The 18438-nt window shown below is 64.8% G+C and carries 17 protein-coding genes; 6 read left to right on the top strand and 11 right to left on the bottom strand.

Features of this window, described 5'->3' with window-relative positions; all coding sequences use genetic code 11:
* Positions 1 to 107 precede the first annotated feature (107 nt).
* The gene (locus tag E3T39_RS00855) at positions 108 to 359 is read left to right on the top strand and encodes a DUF6458 family protein (RefSeq protein ID WP_134512890.1); all 252 of its coding nucleotides are present in this window, start codon (positions 108 to 110) and stop codon (positions 357 to 359) included.
* Here the strand turns inward: E3T39_RS00855 and E3T39_RS00850 are convergent, their stop codons facing one another.
* Positions 360 to 1880, bottom strand: a complete 1521-nt coding sequence (locus tag E3T39_RS00850) for an MFS transporter (RefSeq protein ID WP_241979471.1) — start codon at positions 1878 to 1880, stop codon at positions 360 to 362.
* A gap of 247 nt (positions 1881 to 2127) precedes the next feature.
* On the opposite strand from E3T39_RS00850, the gene E3T39_RS16580 reads away from it, so the two are divergent.
* Positions 2128 to 2727 carry a TetR/AcrR family transcriptional regulator gene (locus E3T39_RS16580; RefSeq protein ID WP_134512889.1) on the top strand — a complete coding sequence of 200 codons (600 nt, stop codon included), beginning with the start codon at positions 2128 to 2130 and terminating at the stop codon, positions 2725 to 2727.
* 143 nt (positions 2728 to 2870) lie between these two features.
* On the opposite strand, the gene serA is transcribed toward E3T39_RS16580, so the two are convergent.
* Positions 2871 to 4463, bottom strand: coding sequence for a phosphoglycerate dehydrogenase (gene serA, locus E3T39_RS00840; protein ID WP_134512888.1), 1593 nt, complete (start codon positions 4461 to 4463; stop codon positions 2871 to 2873).
* 86 nt (positions 4464 to 4549) lie between these two features.
* Between serA and E3T39_RS00835 the strand changes: the two genes are divergently transcribed.
* Positions 4550 to 4945: a DoxX family protein gene (locus tag E3T39_RS00835; RefSeq protein WP_134512887.1), complete on the top strand. Its 396-nt coding sequence runs from the start codon at positions 4550 to 4552 to the stop codon at positions 4943 to 4945.
* On the opposite strand, the gene E3T39_RS00830 is transcribed toward E3T39_RS00835, so the two are convergent.
* The 9 genes from E3T39_RS00830 to E3T39_RS00790 form a co-directional block, all read right to left on the bottom strand.
* A complete protein-coding gene (locus E3T39_RS00830) occupies positions 4946 to 5314 on the bottom strand; it encodes a hypothetical protein (RefSeq protein ID WP_134512886.1) in 369 nt (122 codons plus the stop codon).
* Positions 5311 to 5820 carry a DNA polymerase III subunit gamma/tau gene (locus E3T39_RS00825; RefSeq protein ID WP_134512885.1) on the bottom strand — a complete coding sequence of 170 codons (510 nt, stop codon included), beginning with the start codon at positions 5818 to 5820 and terminating at the stop codon, positions 5311 to 5313. The genes E3T39_RS00830 and E3T39_RS00825 overlap by 4 nt, the downstream gene beginning before the upstream one ends.
* A gap of 24 nt (positions 5821 to 5844) precedes the next feature.
* Positions 5845 to 7143, bottom strand: a complete 1299-nt coding sequence (locus E3T39_RS00820; protein ID WP_134512884.1) for an Nramp family divalent metal transporter — start codon at positions 7141 to 7143, stop codon at positions 5845 to 5847.
* Between the two features lie 241 nt (positions 7144 to 7384).
* A complete protein-coding gene (locus E3T39_RS00815; RefSeq protein WP_166783998.1) occupies positions 7385 to 8074 on the bottom strand; it encodes a DUF998 domain-containing protein in 690 nt (229 codons plus the stop codon).
* Between the two features lie 100 nt (positions 8075 to 8174).
* The gene (ilvC, locus tag E3T39_RS00810) at positions 8175 to 9203 is read right to left on the bottom strand and encodes a ketol-acid reductoisomerase (RefSeq protein ID WP_134512882.1); all 1029 of its coding nucleotides are present in this window, start codon (positions 9201 to 9203) and stop codon (positions 8175 to 8177) included.
* Between the two features lie 45 nt (positions 9204 to 9248).
* Positions 9249 to 9758, bottom strand: a complete 510-nt coding sequence (gene ilvN, locus E3T39_RS00805; protein WP_134526991.1) for an acetolactate synthase small subunit — start codon at positions 9756 to 9758, stop codon at positions 9249 to 9251.
* 2 nt (positions 9759 to 9760) lie between these two features.
* A complete protein-coding gene (locus tag E3T39_RS00800; RefSeq protein WP_134512880.1) occupies positions 9761 to 11569 on the bottom strand; it encodes an acetolactate synthase large subunit in 1809 nt (602 codons plus the stop codon).
* Positions 11570 to 11635: 66 nt separating this feature from the next.
* The gene (gene ilvD / locus E3T39_RS00795; protein ID WP_134512879.1) at positions 11636 to 13330 is read right to left on the bottom strand and encodes a dihydroxy-acid dehydratase; all 1695 of its coding nucleotides are present in this window, start codon (positions 13328 to 13330) and stop codon (positions 11636 to 11638) included.
* A 62-nt stretch (positions 13331 to 13392) separates the two neighbouring features.
* Positions 13393 to 15654 (bottom strand): bifunctional alpha,alpha-trehalose-phosphate synthase (UDP-forming)/trehalose-phosphatase, encoded by a 2262-nt coding sequence (locus tag E3T39_RS00790; RefSeq protein WP_134512878.1) that lies wholly within the window; start codon positions 15652 to 15654, stop codon positions 13393 to 13395.
* 105 nt (positions 15655 to 15759) lie between these two features.
* Here E3T39_RS00790 and E3T39_RS00785 point away from each other — a divergent pair, with 105 nt between their 5' ends.
* The 3 genes from E3T39_RS00785 (at position 15760) to E3T39_RS00775 (ending at position 18420) form a co-directional block, all read left to right on the top strand.
* Positions 15760 to 15948 (top strand): hypothetical protein, encoded by a 189-nt coding sequence (locus E3T39_RS00785; protein WP_134512877.1) that lies wholly within the window; start codon positions 15760 to 15762, stop codon positions 15946 to 15948.
* Positions 15949 to 16065: 117 nt separating this feature from the next.
* Positions 16066 to 16575, top strand: a complete 510-nt coding sequence (locus E3T39_RS00780; RefSeq protein ID WP_134512876.1) for a hypothetical protein — start codon at positions 16066 to 16068, stop codon at positions 16573 to 16575.
* Positions 16576 to 16644: 69 nt separating this feature from the next.
* A complete protein-coding gene (locus E3T39_RS00775; protein WP_134512875.1) occupies positions 16645 to 18420 on the top strand; it encodes a glycoside hydrolase family 15 protein in 1776 nt (591 codons plus the stop codon).
* Positions 18421 to 18438: the final 18 nt, after the last annotated feature.

The following is an 18438-nucleotide window of genomic DNA, read 5'->3' as shown; positions in this document are numbered from 1 at the left end:
TCCGAACCGGTCAACGATCACCTGAATTGCTTGTAGTCAAACCTTACCTTTCTCGCCGAAGTGCCTAGGCTGGTGCGAAGCGCACTACCAACTGAAAGTGGGCAATCATGAGTATCGGACTGGGAATCTTTCTACTGGTCGTCGGCGCCATTCTGGTGTGGGCCCTCGATGTGACGGTCACCGGGGTGGATCTGCAGCTCATCGGCTACATTTTGCTCGCGGCCGGAGCGCTCGTGACGATCCTCGGCATCGTGCTGATGACGCGTCGCCGCAACAGCACGAGCACGACCCGCACCATCGCCGACCCCGCGAACGGTGAGCAGGTCACGCGCCGCGAGAACTCAATCGACGATCTGTAGCTAGCGCGCCCTGCGCAGCGCGACGAGCGCTACGACGGCCGCACCGAGCACGAGTGCAACACCGATCCACGCGGTCATTCCCACACCGCTGTCGAAAGCATGCCGCGCGGAAGCGAGCAGCTGCTGCGCCGCCCCGTGCGGCAGCTGCTCGGCCACAGCCACGGCTCCGCCAAGCGTTTCGCCGGCGGCAAGCCGTTCAACCGCATTCAGGCCTTCGGGCAGCAGTACCGCCGTGCGGTACGACACGGTAAGGATGGTGCCGAGCACCGCCGTGCCGAGCACCGCCCCCAGTTCGTAAGCCGTTTCGGACACAGCGGATGCCGCCCCCGCCTTTTCGCCCGGCGCCGTCGCCACAATCAATTCGTTCGACACGGTTTCGGCAGCGCCGATTCCGATACCGAGCAGCACGAAGGCCACACCGATGGAGAAGGCATCGATCTGCCCGCCGCGCAGCGCGATCGACGCGAACCCGGCGACGGATATCAACAGCGCCAATGGCACCACCCGAGACGGGCGTACCCGGCGGGCGATCGGCACGATCAGCAAGCCGGCCACGATCATCGCCACCAGGCCGGGCACCAGCACGAGGCCGGCCGAGAGCGGTGAGAGCCCGAGCACGAGTTGCAGGTGCTGCGAAATGAAGAAGAGACAGCCGACGAGGGCCGTCACGCTGAGCAGGTTGACACCGACGGCACCGCTGAACGCGCCGCGTTGAAACAGTCCCATGTCGAGCATGGGGTTCGGCAGGCGCAGCTGGCGACGCACAAACCACACGCCGAGGCCCAGGCCGAGCGCGATCGGGGCCAGAGTGAGCCAGGTCAAACCGTTCTCGGCGATGCTCTTGATGCCGTAGACAATTGGAAGCATGGTGCCGAGCGACAGCGCGATGCTAAGAAAATCGATGCGCCCTGGATGCGGGTCGCGCGACTCGGTAACCAGGATCGGTGCCAGCACGAGCAGCGGCAACAGCACTGGAACGGCGATCAGGAACACTGAGCCCCAGGCGAAGTGCTCGAGCAGGATGCCACCGACGATCGGTCCGAGCGCGCTGCCGGCCGCAAAGCCCGTAGCCCAGATGGCGATGGCGAGGCGGCGTTGGTCGCGATCCACGAAGGTGGATCGCAGCAGCGACAGGGTTGAGGGCATGAGCATCGCGCCGAAGAATCCCAGCGCCGCACGGGCAATGATCAGGCCTTCGACGCTCGGGGCGAACGCCGCGAACACCGAAACCACGCCGAATCCGGCGGAGCCGATGAGCAGCAAGCGACGTCGCCCGATGCGGTCGCCGAGGCTCCCCATGGCCACGAGCAGCCCGGCGAGCACGAGCGGGTAGATGTCCACCATCCACAGCAGCTGCACACCGGTCGGGCGGGTGGCCGTAGAGATCGCCGGCAGCGCAAAATTGAGTACGGTGTTGTCGATCGACACGAGCAGCACCGGCAGCATGAGCACGGCCAGCGCCCACCAGCGGCGACGGTCGGGCAGAGCGGATGCCGCTCCCCCGGTCGTCCCGGCGCTCACTGTGCGAGCTTCGGCCTCGGCGACATGGGTCCAGGACGCGCTGGCCTCGGCGACGCGGGCCTCGCGGGGCAGCACGGTGGGATTGGTGGGACCAGCGGGGGCAGACACGATCTCGTTCACTTTCTGGGTACTTTTTCGACCGCCATCGGCGGGACATCAACCTCGACTGTACCGGCTAGACGGTATAGTTGTCCAGTCCGCTTCTTGTGTCCAACCGACAGTCTGCGTGTTCGTTACCATGGCCCCTATGTCGAAAAATGCCCCCGCGCCATCCGCTCCCACTCGGGATCGGCTGCTCGACGCCTTTGAGGAACTACTGGTGGAGGGTGGCGAACGCTCCGCCACACTCGACTCTGTGGCGGCGGCAGCCGCGGTGTCCAAGGGCGGCTTGCTCTACCACTTCGCCTCGAAGGACGCCCTGGTCGATGGTCTGTTGGCCCGCCTCGACGCGCTCGCGCGCGAGGACGCCGACAACATCCGCACAGCTCCGGCAGGACCGGTCGACTACCTCATTCGCACCTCGGTGCATACCGGCAGTCCGCTTGATCGCGCTTACATCGCCGGTTCCCGGCTCGCCCAAGGCCGGGATCCCCGGGCTATGCAGGTGCTCAGCGACATTCGTCGACGCTGGCTCTCCGTCATCGAAGACGCCGTACATGACCCGGATACGGCCCAGGCGATCATGCTGATCAGCGACGGACTCTACGTCAACTCGTCGCTCGCCGCGCACGAAATCACACCACCCAGTCACACAGACGAATCGATGACGCGGCTGATCACCCTGATTGGCCGACTGCTGACCCACAACACAAAGTCGACTGAATTGGATACTCGGCTACCCGCGTGAGGGGTCGTAAAGCGACCTAAGACCACGCAGGGAAGGTCGATGTGCGACCCCTCACTACGCCGACTCACGGATTCGCCGTAGCTTCGGGACAGAAGAGTGGGCGCCTGCAGTGCAGGCGCCACTCGCATCCGTTCTGATCGAGCCTATTCGGTGAGGTCGATCTCCACCATGATCTCGGCGTTGATCGCGGTGCGCACCGCTGTCAGCAGCCCGGCCGGAACCTCGGAGTCGACGGTCAGTACGCTGAGCGCCTTGCCGCCGGCCTCGTGCCGGGCGATCTGCATACCGGCGATGTTGATGTTGGCCTCGCCGAATTCACGGCCGTAGACGGCGACGATTCCGGGACGGTCAGCGTAGAGCATGACAATAAGGTTCTTGGCGAACGGAACCTCAACGTCGTAGCCGTTGATCTCGACGATCTTCTCGATCTGCTTGGTGCCGGTGAGGGTGCCAGAGACGGAGACCTGCGAACCGTCGGCGAGGGCGCCGCGCAGGGTGATGACGTTGCGGTACTCGGGCGATTCGGCGTCGGTGAGCATGCGCACGGTGACACCGCGCTGCTCGGCCAACAGTGGAGCGTTGACGTAGGACACGGTTTCGCTGACGACGTTGGTGAAAATGCCCTTCAGCGCGGCAAGCTTGAGCACGCTGACGTCGTACTCGACGAGTTCACCGCGCACCTCGATGTCCACGCTCGTGAGCGGGCTGTGGGCAGCCAGTCCGGAGAACACCTGGCCAAGTTTTTCAACCAGCGGGATGCCGGGGCGCACGTAGGGATCGATGACTCCGCCGGCGACGTTGACCGCGTCGGGAACGAGCTCGCCGGAGAGCGCGAGGCGCACGGACTTGGCGACGGAGACTCCGGCCTTCTCCTGGGCTTCGTCGGTCGAGGCGCCGAGGTGCGGGGTGGTGATGATGTTGTCGAGTCCGAGCAGCGGTGAGTCGGTGGGCGGTTCGCTGACGAACACGTCGAGGCCGGCGCCGGCGATGGTGCCGGCGAGGAGGGCCCCGTGCAGCGCTTCTTCGTCGATGAGTCCGCCGCGCGCGACGTTGACGACGAACGCGGTCGGCTTCATCAGCTTAAGCTGGGCTGCACCGATCATGCCGGTGGTCTCCGGGGTCTTCGGCATGTGGATCGTGACGAAGTCGGACTGCGCGAGCAGCTCCTCGAGGGTGACCGGGGTCACGCCGAGCTGCTGGGCGCGAGCCGAGGTGATGTACGGGTCGTAGGCAATGACGTTGGTGCCGAAGGCCTGCATGCGGGCGGTGATGAGAGCGCCGATGCGGCCGAGGCCGATGATGCCGATGGTCTTTTCGTAGAGCTCGACACCGGTGTACTTGGAGCGCTTCCACTGGCCGTCGGCGAGGGCGCCGGAGGCGGCCGGAATGTGACGGGCCAGGCTCAGGATATGTCCGACGGTCAGCTCGGCGGCAGAGATGATGTTGGAGGTGGGAGCGTTCACGACCATGACTCCGGCCGCGGTGGCGGCCTTGATGTCAACGTTGTCGAGGCCGACGCCCGCGCGGGCGATAACCTTCAACAGCGGCGCGGCCTTGATTGCTTCGGCATCCATCTTGGTGGCTGACCGCACCAAAACGGCCTGCGCCGTGGCGAGCTCGGCGAACAACGCGGAGCGATCCGTGCCGTCGACGTGGTGAATGTCAAAGTCGGGCCCGAGGGCATCGACGGTGGCGGGGGAAAGTTCTTCGGCGATCAGGACGACGGGCTTCGACAATAAAATCGGATCCTTAGATTGCATTTGTTGGCGGCAGGGCAAGGGGCGCTACTCGGATTCCACCCTACCGGCTGCACAATAGACCAATGAGCAGCGACGTAATAGACGGTCTCCAACTGGTTCTGCGCGTGCTTCTGGCGCTGGTTTTCATTGGCGCCGGGATCACTCATTTTCAGCCAGCGGTGCAGCGCACGATGGCGGCGATGATTCCGCCGCGGCTTCGGCGGAGCGGTGTGGCCAGCCCAGTCAATCTCGTGTTGTTCACCGGGGTGTGCGAGATTGCTGGCGGGCTGGGATTGCTTTATCCACCGACCATGGTGCTCGCGGCCGGGGCGCTCGTGATCTTTCTGGCTGCTGTGTTTCCGGCCAACGCCTACGCTGCGCGCCATCCGAAGCGGTTCGGGCGGGTAGCGATCCCCTTTGTTCCCCGGCTCATCGCCCAGCTGGTGTTGATGGCCCTCATCGTTGTCGCGGTGCTCTAGCTAGACGATTAACTGACCGAGGCTAAACACAGCGGCAATGTCGAGCGACACGGCCGCCACCGTGCACAGCCCGACGAGCAGGGTCAGGGCCTGCACTCCGAAGGCCCGGTTGCGTCCCAGCCAGTAGGCCACGGCGTACACCAGCACGGGCAGGAGCACCCCGAAGATGAGCACGACCCAGCCGAAGCCGCTCAGCTGGGTGTCGAGGGACTGTGCCTGCAGGTTCAGCCCGACCAGGTTGCCGATGGCTTCCCACACGTCGTAGGCATAGAACAGTCCGAAGAATATTGCAATGCTGAACAGCACCCACCGGGGTGGGCGTCGACGGGTGCTGGTGCCGCCTCGGACATTGCCCTCTGCGTCGCTCATGAGCCAGCTCCCGAACCGGTAATGAAGGGCAAGGGGGCGAGCACGACGACGCCGATCAACAGCCAGATCAGTCGGGCACGCGGTCGATTGGTCGTGAGCCAATAGGTCACGCCGAACCAGGCGAGTGGCGCGGCTACCGCCAGCCAGGCGCCGAGCGAGAACATGAATTCGGTGACCGGGTCGGTGACGGATTTTTCAATGCGCGCAACACCGATGAACCAGCCAATCGTGTACAGCAGGTACATGCCGGCGAGGATGCCCATGCCGACCAGGGCAACGGAGCTCGCTGCCGCGCCGTCCGGCTCGGTGCCGTCCGGCTCGACAGCGTTAGACGTCGCCGGGTCGGTCGTCGCCGGGTCGGTCGCTGAAGTCGTCGGCTGCGGAACGGTCCATCCCTCGGGCAGACCACGCGGTTCGGGCGCCGCCCGATCTGTGCCCCCTGACGTCAAGGTCGGATCATCGTCGCCGGCCCAGTTCAGCGCATCGTCGTCGCGTGTGGCGTTCATTCCTAAAGAGTATCCGGTTGCCGACTAGGCCAACAGTGGAGCGAGCGCCGTGATCAGCTGCTGCACTCCGAGCACGATGAACAGCAGCGCGCAGATTCCGAGCGCCACATTCGTGAACCACTTATTGCGCCATTCCCGCGGGATGCGCTTGCCGTTCAACAGCCCCAGGAGGGTGACGGCGAGAAACGGCATGAACAGTGAGCCGAGCACGCCGTAGGCCAGAATGAGGCCGATCGGTGAGCCGAGCAGGAACAGGATCATGGGCGGAAAGGTGAGCCACAACAGGTAGAACTTGAAGTATTTGCCACCGACTAGGGTGTCCGGGTGGCCAGATTTCTTGCCGCGCATGTTGCCCCAGAAGTCGGCGAACATGAGGCTCACGCCGTTCCACACACCGATGATCGATGAGAAGGATGCCGCCCAGAAGCCCACCAGAAATCCGGTACCGACGACGACGCCGTACTTCTCGTTAAGCACCGTGGAGAGGTCGAGCAGTCCCTTGTCCCCCGCGCTCAGCGTGATGCCGGCAGCGGCGACGACCTCGGCGCCGACGATGAGCATTGCGACGACGAAGATGCCGGTCATGACGTAGGCCATGCGGTTGTCGATGCGCATGACTTTCATCCAGCGCGGGGTGGACCAGCCCTTTTCGCGCAGCCAGTAGCCGTAAGCGGCGAGGGTGATGGTGCCGCCGACGCCGCCGGCCAAAGCGAGCGTGTAGAGCACTCCGCCCTCGGGAATGATCGGCACGAGCCCGGCGAGCATGGCCGGAAAGTCGGGCACGGCTATGACGGCGAGACCGACGACCGTGATGAACATGATGCCGACGAGCACGGCGGTGACCTTCTCAAAGAAGGCGTAGCGGCCGAACCAGACCATGGTGAGACCGGCGAGACCCATGAGAACGGCCCAGACCGGCAGCGGAAAGACCGGGAACAGTGCGGCGAGGGGCAGGGCTGCCGACGACATGGCCGTTGCCCCGTAGACGAAGCCCCACAACATGATGTACGGCCCGAAGTACCAGGTGGTCCACTTGCCGAGGGACCGCCAGCCCTCAAAGATGGTCTTGCCGGTGGCGAGGGTGTACCGGCCGGCGCCCTCGACCAGCACGATCTTGAGGATCACGCCGAGAATGACCGCCCAGAGCAGGGCGTAGCCGTAGCGCGAGCCGGCCACGAGGGTAGCGACCATGTCGGCCGCTCCCACACCGGTGGCGGCCACGACGAGGCCGGGGCCGACGATTTTCCACTTGGGCAGTGGGCCATCGATTGGCGGTGTCGGTACGACCAGCTTGTCGTCGTCGGTGTATTTGCCTGAGGTCATGGTGGTGCCGGCCTTACGCGAGTGAAACGGATGGCCCCCCAGCGCGTGGCTTATCTGGCGTCAGACGCCCGCTACGCTGCGGCAAAGCTGTGCATCCGGGCACAGGACCTGATGAAAGCGACGTTCTCGCCCCCAACGTGGTGCAAGTCTACGTGCAGGGTCAGGGAGTGACGGTCGAGGCAGGTGGAATGTTGTGGTTCAGCCGAAGCCTGACGGCGTTTGCGCGCCCTTCCGCGCTGGGCTAATCGAGACGACGGATGCCCACGGCAACCGAATAAGTCCAGCCCAGAATGCCGAGGAGACAGACCCGCTCGGCGAGCCCGAACAGCGCGGGCTGCACGGTGAGGGTGAGTCCGAGAAAGAGCAAGCCCAGCACGGCGAGGGTGGTGAAGGCGAGCGCCAGTCCCCGAACCTCGGGCAGAAATGCGCTCCGATAGAGCCAGGCGGTGAGCAGCACAATCGCGATCAGGGCGACGACAAAGCCCACGGTGGCCACGACGAGGTGGATGGTACCGGCCGTTGTCACGGCGACCACGCCGTGACCGGCCGTGCCCGCTACCGCGCCGTTTCCCGCAGTCATCACATCGGTGGGGAAGAAGGCGAGCACACCCGAGCAGACACCGCCAAGCGCGAACAGTGCCAGGCCAGCGCCCAGAAGGCGGGGCGAGGGCTTGCTGGCTGGATAGCGTGTGCGCGCCGTAGCGTAGAGTGCGCTGACGGCGGCACCCGATGTGACCGCGCGGCCCAGAAAATTGAGGTTCATCACCCAGCCGTAGGGACCGACCGCGAGATTGCTCTCGGCGTCGCTGATCGGGCTGTAGTGGGGTGGCAGAAACTGCAGTACGACGTCGATGAGTACGTAGAGCAGCACGCCGACCATGGCTGCCGTCGCGCTGCGGCGCCGCCACACGCCTGAGGCGCGTGTGCTCATGCTGTTGACAGCCATAACCTCCGGCCTTTCCGCTGTAACGCACGAAGGGACCCTCGCGAACGAGGGCCCCTTCGTCAGGCGAATCGCATTCAGCGGATGCTTAGCGCGAGACCGATCCGTCGGTGTAGTCGTCGTCGGTCGACGCGTTCCACGCGAAGAGCTTGCGCAGGCTGCGGCCGGTGGCCTCGATCGGGTGCTCTTCGCCCTTCTTGCGCAGGGCGAGGAACTCGACTCCGCCGTTGTCCTGGTCGGCGATGAAGCGCTCGGCGAATGCGCCGCTCTGGATGTCGGCGAGAACGGCCTTCATGTTCTCCTTGACGCTCGGGTCGATAACGCGCGGACCCGAGACATAGTCGCCGTATTCTGCAGTGTCGGAAACGCTCCAACGCTGCTTGGCGATGCCGCCCTCCCACATGAGGTCGACGATGAGCTTGAGCTCGTGCAGCACCTCGAAGTAGGCAACCTGCGGCTGGTAGCCGGCCTCGGTGAGAACCTCGAAGCCGTACTGGATCAGCTGCGACGTGCCACCGCAGAGTACAGCCTGCTCGCCGAACAGGTCGGTTTCGGTTTCTTCGGTGAAGGTGGTTTTGATGCCGGCGGCGCGCAGGCCACCGATCGCCTTGGCGTAGCTGAGCGTCAGCGGCCAGGCGTTGCCAGAGGCATCCTTCTCGACGGCGACGATCACGGGAACGCCGCGACCGGCTTCGAATTCGCGGCGCACGGTGTGTCCAGGTCCCTTGGGGGCGACCATGATGACGTCGACGCCATCGGGAGCTTCGATGTAACCAAAGCGAATGTTGAATCCGTGTCCAAAGACGAGGGCCTTACCAGCGGTCAGGTTCGGAAGCACGTCGTCCTTGTACAGGTGACGCTGCACCTGGTCGGGAGCGAGGATGACGATGACGTCGGCCCAGGCCGCGGCATCCGCTGTGGACAGCACGGTGAAGCCGGCTTCTTCGGCCTTGGCCTTGCTCTTGGAGCCGTCCTTCAAGCCGACCCTGACCTCTACGCCGGAGTCGCGCAGGTTCTGCGCGTGGGCGTGACCCTGCGAGCCGTAGCCGATAACGGCCACCTTTTTGCTCTGGATGATCGACAGGTCGGCGTCTTTGTCGTAGAAAATCTCAGACAATGTGTATCTCTCCTCGTGAATTGATTGTTAGAAAAGCTGAAAACGTTAGTTTTTGAAAACTCGCTCGGTGATCGACTTGGAGCCGCGGCCGATGGCGAGCAGGCCGGACTGGGCCAGCTCCCGAATGCCGAACGGTTCGAGCACCCGCAACAACGCCTGGGTCTTGCCGCTGTCGCCGGTGACCTCGATCACGACGGCGTCGGTGGCCACGTCGACGACGCTCGCGCGGAACAGATTGACCGCTTCGAGCACCTGTGACCGGGTCGTGTTATCGACCTTGACCTTGATCAGCAGGTGTTCGCGCTGCACCGACTGGGCCACGTCGAGCTCGACGATCTTAATGACGTTGATGAGCTTGTTCAGCTGTTTGGTCACCTGCTCGAGCGGTACGTCTTCGACATCGACGAGGATCGTGATGCGGGACAGGCCGGGGATCTCGCTGTGGCCAACGGCCAGGCTTTCAATGTTGAAACCTCGACGTGCGAACAGGCCGGCGACGCGCGTGAGCAGGCCGGGCTTGTCCTCGACGAGCAGACTCAGAACGTGGCTCGTCACGGTTATTCGTCTCCCCAGGTCGGTGCGTGGTCTTTGGCGTACTGAACGAAACTATTGCTGACTCCCTGCGGAACCATCGGCCAGACCATGGCGCCGGGGCTCACGATGAAGTCGATGACGACCGGGCGGTCGTTGGTGGCGAGGGCCAGTTTGATGGCGTCATCGACCTGGTCCTTGCTGGTGACCCGAATGCCCAGCGCGCCATAGGCATCCGCCATTTTGACGAAGTCGGGCACCATGGCGGTTCCATGACCGGTGTTGAGGTCGGTGAAGGAGTGGCGTCCGTCGTAGAACAGCGACTGCCATTGGCGCACCATGCCGAGCGACGAATTGTTGATGATCGCGACCTTGATCGGGATCTTGTTGATCGTGCAGGTGGCGAGTTCCTGATTGGTCATCTGGAAACAGCCATCTCCGTCGATCGACCAGACGACCCGGTCGGGTTCGGCGACCTTGGCGCCCATGGCGGCCGGAACGGAATAGCCCATGGTGCCGGCGCCGCCGGAGTTGAGCCAGGAGTTGGGGCGTTCGTACTTGATGAACTGCGCCGCCCACATCTGGTGCTGGCCGACGCCGGCCGCGTAGACGGCCTCGGGGCCGGTGAGCTCGCCGATGCGCTGGATCACGTACTGCGGGGCAAGCAGGCCGTCGGTCGGTTCGGTGAAGCCGAGCGGGAACTCTTCCTTCAGGCCGTGCAGGTAGGTCCACCACTCGGCCGTGGCGGGCACGGAGACGTCGGATGTTGCGCCCTTGGCGGCATCCGCATAGGCCAGGATGAGGTCCGCGATGACGTCCTTGGCGTCTCCGACGATGGGTACATCGGCCGTTCGGATCTTGGAGATCTCGGCCGGGTCGACGTCGACGTGCACGATCTTCGCGTTGGGCGCGAATTCGCTGATCTTTCCGGTCACCCGGTCGTCGAAGCGTGCTCCGAGCGAGATGATGAGGTCGCTCTCCTGCAGCGCGAGCACGGCCGGGACCGTGCCGTGCATGCCCGGCATGCCGAGGTGCTGCGGGTGCGAGTCGGGAAAGGCGCCACGAGCCATCAGTGTCGTCACGACCGGTGCACCGGTCGACTCAGCGAGCTCGAGCAGTTCGGGCGAGGCGCCGGCTCGGATGACGCCGCCACCGACGTAGAGCACGGGCTTCTTCGCGGCCAGCAGCAGCTGGGCCGCGGCTTGCACCTGCTTGCCGTGGGCCTTGACGATCGGCCGATAACCCGGCAGGTCGAGTTTGGGCGGCCAGATGAACGGCGCCAGGTTCTGCTGGGCATCCTTGGTGATGTCGACGAGCACCGGACCTGGACGGCCGGTGGAGGCGATGTGGTACGCCGAGGCGATCGCGGCCGGAATCTCTTCGGCGCGACGAGCGAGGAAGGAATGCTTGGTGATCGGCATGGTGATGCCGATGATGTCGGCCTCCTGGAAGGCGTCCGTTCCCATCGAGGTGGAGAACACCTGGCCGGTGATCGCGAGCAGCGGCACCGAGTCCATGTAGGCATCCGCTATGGCGGTGACGAGGTTGGTAGCGCCAGGGCCACTCGTTGCGATGGCAACGCCGACCCGACCAGTGGCGGAGGCGTAGCCCTCGGCCGCGTGGCCGGCGCCCTGTTCGTGGCGCACCAGAATGTGGCGGATTTTGTCCTGGGTCATGAGCTCGTCATAGAGGGGAATGACGGCACCGCCGGGAATGCCGAAGACGTCGGTGACGCCGAGCAGTTCGAGGGTGCGAATGATTGCACCCGAGCCGGTGAGCATCTCCGGCTCTGTGGACGCCGGAGCTGAAGGCACGGGAGTGGGTTCCGTGGTCATGGTCGTTGAATCCCTACTTCGAATCGGTCGGTTTGGGCTTACCCGTGCGCGAGATCACCCGGTGCTTTAGCCGGTGATGGCGCCTTCGGCGGCTGAGTGCACGAGCTTGGCGTACTTGGCGAGGACGCCACGGGTATAGCGCGGGGGAAGAGGCGCCCAGCCTTCTCGGCGGGCGGCCAGCTCTGCAGGTGCGACCAGTAGGTCAAGCGTGCGAGCTGCGATATCGACCCGTATCAGATCCCCATCGCGCACGAAGGCGATTGGACCTGCGTCCACCGCTTCGGGTGCTATGTGGCCGATGCACAGTCCGGTTGTGCCGCCTGAGAATCGACCGTCCGTTAACAGTAGTACATCGGAGCCGAGCCCTGCGCCCTTGATGGCGGCGGTGATCGAGAGCATCTCGCGCATTCCCGGCCCGCCCTTGGGGCCTTCATAGCGAATGATGACTACGTCACCCTTGTAGATCTTGCCTTCGGTCAGGGCATCCATCGCCGCGCGTTCCCGCTCGAACACCCGTGCCGGTCCCTCGAAGACGGCGGCGTCGAAGCCGGCGGTCTTCACGACGGCGCCCTCGGGGGCAAAGGTGCCCTTGAGGATGGTGATGCCACCGCTCTTGTGAATGGGGTTGTCGAGGGTACGCAGTACCTCTCCGTCGAGGTCGGGCGGGTCGATCTCGGCGAGGTTCTCGGCCACGGTCTTACCGGTCACGGTGAGTGCGTCGCCGTGAATGAGACCGGCTTCGAGTAGCGCGCGCATGACGACGGGAACACCACCCTGGCGGTCGACATCGTTCATGACGTACTTGCCGAAGGGCTTGAGGTCGCCGATGTGCGGAACCTGGTCGCCGATGCGGTTGAAGTCATCGAGGGTGAGCTCGACCTCGGCCTCACGGGCGATGGCGAGCAGGTGCAGCACGACGTTGGTCGAGCCACCGAAGGCCATCGCCACGGCAATGGCGTTCTCGAATGCCTTGCGGGTGAGAATGTCGCGGGCGGTGATGCCCAGGCGCAGCATGTTGACCACGGCTTCGCCCGAGCGGTGGGCGAAATAGTCGCGGCGACGATCAGCGGATGCCGGGCTCGCCGAGCCAGGCAGGCTCATTCCGAGGGCTTCCGCGACGCTGGCCATGGTGTTCGCGGTGTACATGCCGCCGCAGGCGCCCTCGCCGGGAGCGAACGCGCACTCGATACGCTTGGCATCCGCTTCGCTCATGCGTCCGGCTTTGACCGCGCCGACGGCTTCGAACGAGTCGATGATAGTGATGTCTTTTTCGGTGCCATCGGAAAGTTTGACCCAGCCCGGCGCGATCGATCCGGCGTAGAGGAACACGCTCGCGAGGTCGAGGCGGGCGGCGGCCATGAGCATGCCCGGCAGCGACTTGTCGCAGCCGGCGAGCAGCACGCTGCCGTCGAGACGCTCGGCCTGCATGACAACCTCGACCGAGTCAGCGATGACCTCACGGGAGACGAGGGAGAAGTGCATGCCCTCGTGACCCATCGAAATGCCGTCGGAGACGGAGATGGTGCCGAACTGCAGCGGGTAGCCGCCGCCGGAGTGCACGCCCTCCTTAGCGGCCTGAGCCAGGCGGTCGAGCGACAGATTGCACGGTGTGATCTCGTTCCACGAGCTCGCAATACCGATCTGGGGCTTGTCCCAGTCGGCGTCGCCCATGCCGACAGCACGGAGCATGCCACGAGATGTTGTGGCCTCGATCCCATCGGTGACGTCGCGGCTACGGGGTTTCACATCGATCTCAGACATGCTTCCGAGTCTAGAACCTCGGCAGGCACCCGCGATTCAGTCCCTGGGCCTGAGCGAATCGCTCACTGCGCCTGCCCTGCCCGCAGGGCGGCGATGCGCGCCAGAACCTGGGTGACCTCGTGCGGGCTGCGTACCCGGTAACCGGCGAGGGTGGCACCCTGCCCGATTTTGAGCCCGACGTCATCGTCGCGCAGAGCCCCGAAGGCATCCTCGTCGGTCACGTCGTCGCCGGCGTAAAACACGCGATCGGCGCCGGTGTATTGGCGCAACTTGGTGACGGCGTCGCCCTTGGTGCTCGAGCGCACCGAGAATTCGAGTACGTTCTTACCTTCTCGAACGGTCAATGCTGGCAGCTGATCGCCCAGTTGCTCACGCGCTTGACGCTCGGCCTTCTGGCCGTCTTCCTCGGTTGCGAGGCGAGTGTGCAGGGCCAGGCCCGCGGGCTTGCGCTCAATGGTGGTGCCGGCGATCCCGCCGGAAATGCTCTCGAGCACCCGGGCGAGCGTATCGAGTTGCTCGAGTTCGGTGGAGAGCAGGTTGAGCTCGATCTCGGGGGTATCCAGCTGCACCTCGATGCCGTGCGAGCCGGTGAGGAGCACCGAGCTCTGCGGCTGGGCGACGTGTTGCAGGCTAACCAGGGCTCGTCCGGAAACGAGGGCGACTCGCACGCCCGGCAGGTCAAGCAGAGCCTGCACGGCTTCCCTCGTGCCGGCGATGGCGCGGGCATCTTCGGGATGGTCGACGTGGGGTGCCAGGGTACCGTCGAAGTCGAGGGCAATGAGCAGGTTCTTGGCGCCGGCGATGCTGTGCAGGGCCAGGTCGAGGTCGTCGGGAATTCCGGCTGGCACGGCGGCTCCACCGGTGAGCGCTCTGAGAAAGGAAGCCGACCAAACGGCGACATCGTTTTCGGCGACTTTGCGTCGCAGAGACCGCATGCGCCGCGAACGCTCCCGTTTGGGCATCTCCACCGCCCGCACGATGGCGTCCTTCGTGCCGTCAATGTCGTGCGGATTAATGAGAATCGCCTGTTTGAGTTCATCGGCGGCGCCGGCGAACTCGCTCAACACGAGCACTCCGTCAACGTCGAAGCGCGCGGCCACGTACTCTTTGGCGACAAGGTTCATGCCGTCGCGCAAGGCGGTGACGAGCATGACGTCGGCGGCGAGGTACATCGCGACCATCTCTTCGCGCGGATAGCTGTGGTGGTGGTAGCTGATGGCGGTGTGACTGATAGTGGAGAAATCGCCGTTGAGCCGGCCGACGGCGAGCTCGATCTCGTCGCGCAGGGCCATATAGGTACTGACGCGTTCGCGTGACGGGCTGGCGACCTGCACCAGGGTGACGTCTTCGACGCTCAACCGACCGTCGGCGAGCAGCTCACCAAAGGCCTTGATACGGTGGCCGATGCCCTTGGTGTAGTCGAGCCGGTCGACGCCGAGCATCAGTGTTTTGGGGTTGCCCAGGTCTGCGCGAATTTGGCGAGCTCTGGCTTGAATATCGGGTCGCCGCGCTAGCTCTTCGTAGCCAGCGGAGTCGATCGAGATGGGAAAGTGCTTGGCGATGACGCGGCGCGACTCCCCGTTTTCACCGGTCGGCACGTCGATGACCACGCCGCGGGTGGGGTAGCCGTAGAGGCGACGTACCGCCTGCGAAAAGTTACCGGCGTCTGCACTCCGCTGAAAGCCGATGACGTCAGCACCGAGCAGCCCGTGCAGAATTTGTTTGCGCCAGGGCAGCTGCGCATAGATTCCATATGGCGGAAAGGGAATGTGATTGAAGAAGCCGATGACGAGGTCGGGTCGGGCTTCGCGCAGCATGCGCGGCACGAGCTGCAGCTGGTAATCGTGAACCCAGACCGTTGCCCCCGGGGCAGCGACCGCGGCAGCCGCCGCCGCGAATCGACGGTTGACGGCAATATACGCTTCCCACGTTTCGCGGTGAAAGCTTGGCGGAGCAATAACGTCGTGGTACAGCGGCCAGAGTGTGTCGTTGGAGAAGCCCTCGTAATAGTTCTCAATGTCGGCTTCATCGAGCCTCACCGGCACGAGCGAGATCCCATCATTTTCGAACGGTTCGAAATCGCGGTCGGCGACGCCCGGCCAGCCGACCCAGGCTCCGTGCGAGGAACGCATCAGCGGTTCGAGCGCGGTGACCAGTCCGCCGGGCGAGGTACGCCAGGTGACGGCGCCGCCCTCGGCTTCTTCGTAATCCACCGGCAGCCGGTTGGAGACGACGACGAAAGTGTACGTGCCGGCCGGGGCATGCGCGGGCTCTACCGGGGGCGGCTCGATCTGGGACCGTGTGGGTTCGGCTGAAGTTGTAATGGATCATCCGTTCCGGGTACACCCGAGGTGCACACCTGTGTGGCAGTTCCAAGGTTACCAGTCGGGCCACGCCTATTCCCGGGTAACCTGATGCCGGAGGAACACATGCGAAAGTTCTTGTTCAGCAGCGCAATGATCGGCGTTATCGCCGGTGGGTGGAACACCGTACAGGCCACGCGGCACGGCCCGCGGGACTGGCGCCTGGTGATGCTGTGGCTCGGGTGGGGCCTGAGCGCCGCCGTCGCCGTCGGCACGGTCATCGAAGACGCGAATAAACGTCAAGTCGAGAGCTGAATTCAACCCCCAATCGGCGTGTTCGGCGGCGTGTCCCCCGGTAAGTCGACGACTTGTCACCGAAAATGAACAGAGTGGCTCATTTCAACTGCACACGCGCACCGGAAAGGGGCTTTCATGTTTGGTCGTCGACGCCGACGTTTGGCCGCGAATGCGGCGCTGAGCGTCGCCTCCGCCCCGGTACTCCGCGACGAACAGATCTTCGAGCTGCTGCACGACAAGCTCAGGGCGCTGGTCGGTGAGCACGGCGCCTGGACGCTCGTGGCCCGCAGCGCGGACGACACCGAAGTCATTTTTCACGGGTTGAAGGCCAGAGAGATCGCGACCGAGCTGACCGAAGCGATCACCACCGAACAAGCCGCTTTGCGCGGCGAGAGTAGTGGTGAGCCGACCGCTCTGTCCTGGTCGCCCGCACCAATCACAACCTGGAGCGAACCGGCCGGAAGCCAAATCCCAGCACGGGACGCTGCACCAATCGACGCCGCCCCAGCCAGCACTGCCCCGGTCCACGCCACGCTCACCGAAGCCATGTTGGTCGAAACGAGCGATGACGATCTGGCTGCAGCATCCGCTGCCTGGATCGACAAGGCCTCCGCCACGCTCGCTTCGGCCCGCCTCGTCGCCTGACCGCAACGGCGGCGACGTCGGCGCCCGATCGTCGGCCAATTCTCACCCTGGTGCTGACAGTATGGCCTGATGGCACTCAATATCGAGGACTATGCGCTCATCAGCGATTGCCACTCGGCGGCGCTCGTGGGTCTAGACGGCAGCATCGACTGGCTGTGCCTGCCGCGCTACGACTCCGCCTCAATGTTCGGGGCGCTCCTCGGCGATGAGAACGACGGTCGTTGGCTACTGGCCCCGGCCGACAAGGGAGCCACCGCCACTCGCAGCTATCAGGGCGATACCTTCGTGCTGTCGACGGTGTGGACCACACCCACCGGCCAAGTCGAGGTACTCGACTTCATGCCGCACGGCGACGGCCGGGCCGACCTGGTGCGCCGGGTGCGCGGCATCAGCGGTACGGTGCACATGACCCAGGATCTGCGCATCCGCTTTGGCTATGCCACGACGATGCCGTGGGTGCGCCAACTCGAGGGCGAGCCGGTACACGGCCTCGTCGCGATCGCCGGGCCCGACGCCATCGTGGTGCGCGGACCTGCCCTGCGCGCCGCCGACCACCGCCACGTGTCCCATTTCGACGTCACGACCGGCGACACGATCGACGCGCAAATGACTTGGTACCCCTCGCACCGCGACACTCCACCCGCCATCGACATTGATGCTGTCCACGCCGCGACCTGCGCCTGGTGGCAGAAATGGGCGTCGTGTTGCAGCCATCAGGGACCCTTGCGCGCCCAGGTGGTTCGTTCGCTGCTCGTCCTGCGTGCGCTGACGCATGAGCGAACCGGCGGCATCGTGGCGGCCGCGACGACGTCGCTGCCGGAGCAGATCGGCGGCACCCGTAACTGGGACTACCGCTACGTCTGGTTGCGCGACGCCTCGCTCACGCTCGAGGTCCTACTCAGCCACGGCTACGAGGTGGAGGCCGACGGCTGGCGCGCCTGGCTGCTGCGCGCCATTGCCGGCGACCCCAACGATGTGCAGATCATGTACGGTCTCTCCGGCGAGCGCTACCTCCCCGAGCGTGAACTGACCCGCCTAACCGGTTATAAGGGCTCCTCCCCCGTGCGCGTTGGAAACGGCGCGGTCGACCAGTTCCAATCGGACGTGATCGGTGAGGTGATGGTGGCCCTCCATGCCGCCCGTGCTGCGGGCGTGCGCGAGAACGAGTTCTCCTGGCCGCTACAGCGCGCCCTCATGAGCTTTCTCGAGAAGAACTGGCGCCGCGCAGACCAGGGGATTTGGGAGGTACGCGGCCAGCCCCGCGAATTCACCCACTCGCGCGTGATGGTCTGGGCCGCCTTCGACCGCGCGGTGCGGGGCATCGAAGAGTGCGGCCTCGACGGTCCGCTCGACCGCTGGAAGACCCTGCGCGATGAGGTGCGCACCGACATCGAGACTCGCGCCTTTGACGCGAAGCGAAATAGCTACATGCAGTACTGCGGTAGCGGGGAGGTGGATGCCTCTCTTCTCCTACTCCCGCAGGTCGGCTTTTGCGCGCCCACCGATCCACGTATGCTCGGCACCGTGGCTGCGATCGAGGCCGACCTCATGCGCGATGGGCTACTGCTGCGTTACCGCACCCACGCCGCGGTCGACGGACTGCCGCCGGGTGAGCATCCGTTTCTGGCCTGTTCCTTCTGGCTGGTCGAGCAATACGCCAAGTCGGGAAGACTCGAAGACGCCAATGCGCTCATGGACCGGCTCGTCGGCTTCGTGAACGATGTCGGGCTGCTCTCCGAGGAGTACGACGTGACCGATGGTCACCAGATGGGCAACACCCCGCAAGCGCTCTCTCACCTGGCCCTGGTGCGGGCAGCGGATGCCATTGTGGCCGCTGGGTCGTGATCCCAATCACGACCTCTA

The sequence above is a fragment of the Cryobacterium suzukii genome, from assembly GCF_004403185.1.
Classification (GTDB): domain Bacteria; phylum Actinomycetota; class Actinomycetes; order Actinomycetales; family Microbacteriaceae; genus Cryobacterium; species Cryobacterium suzukii.
Note: the sequence above shows the minus strand (reverse complement) of the source record. Positions and strands in the feature narration are given on the sequence as shown.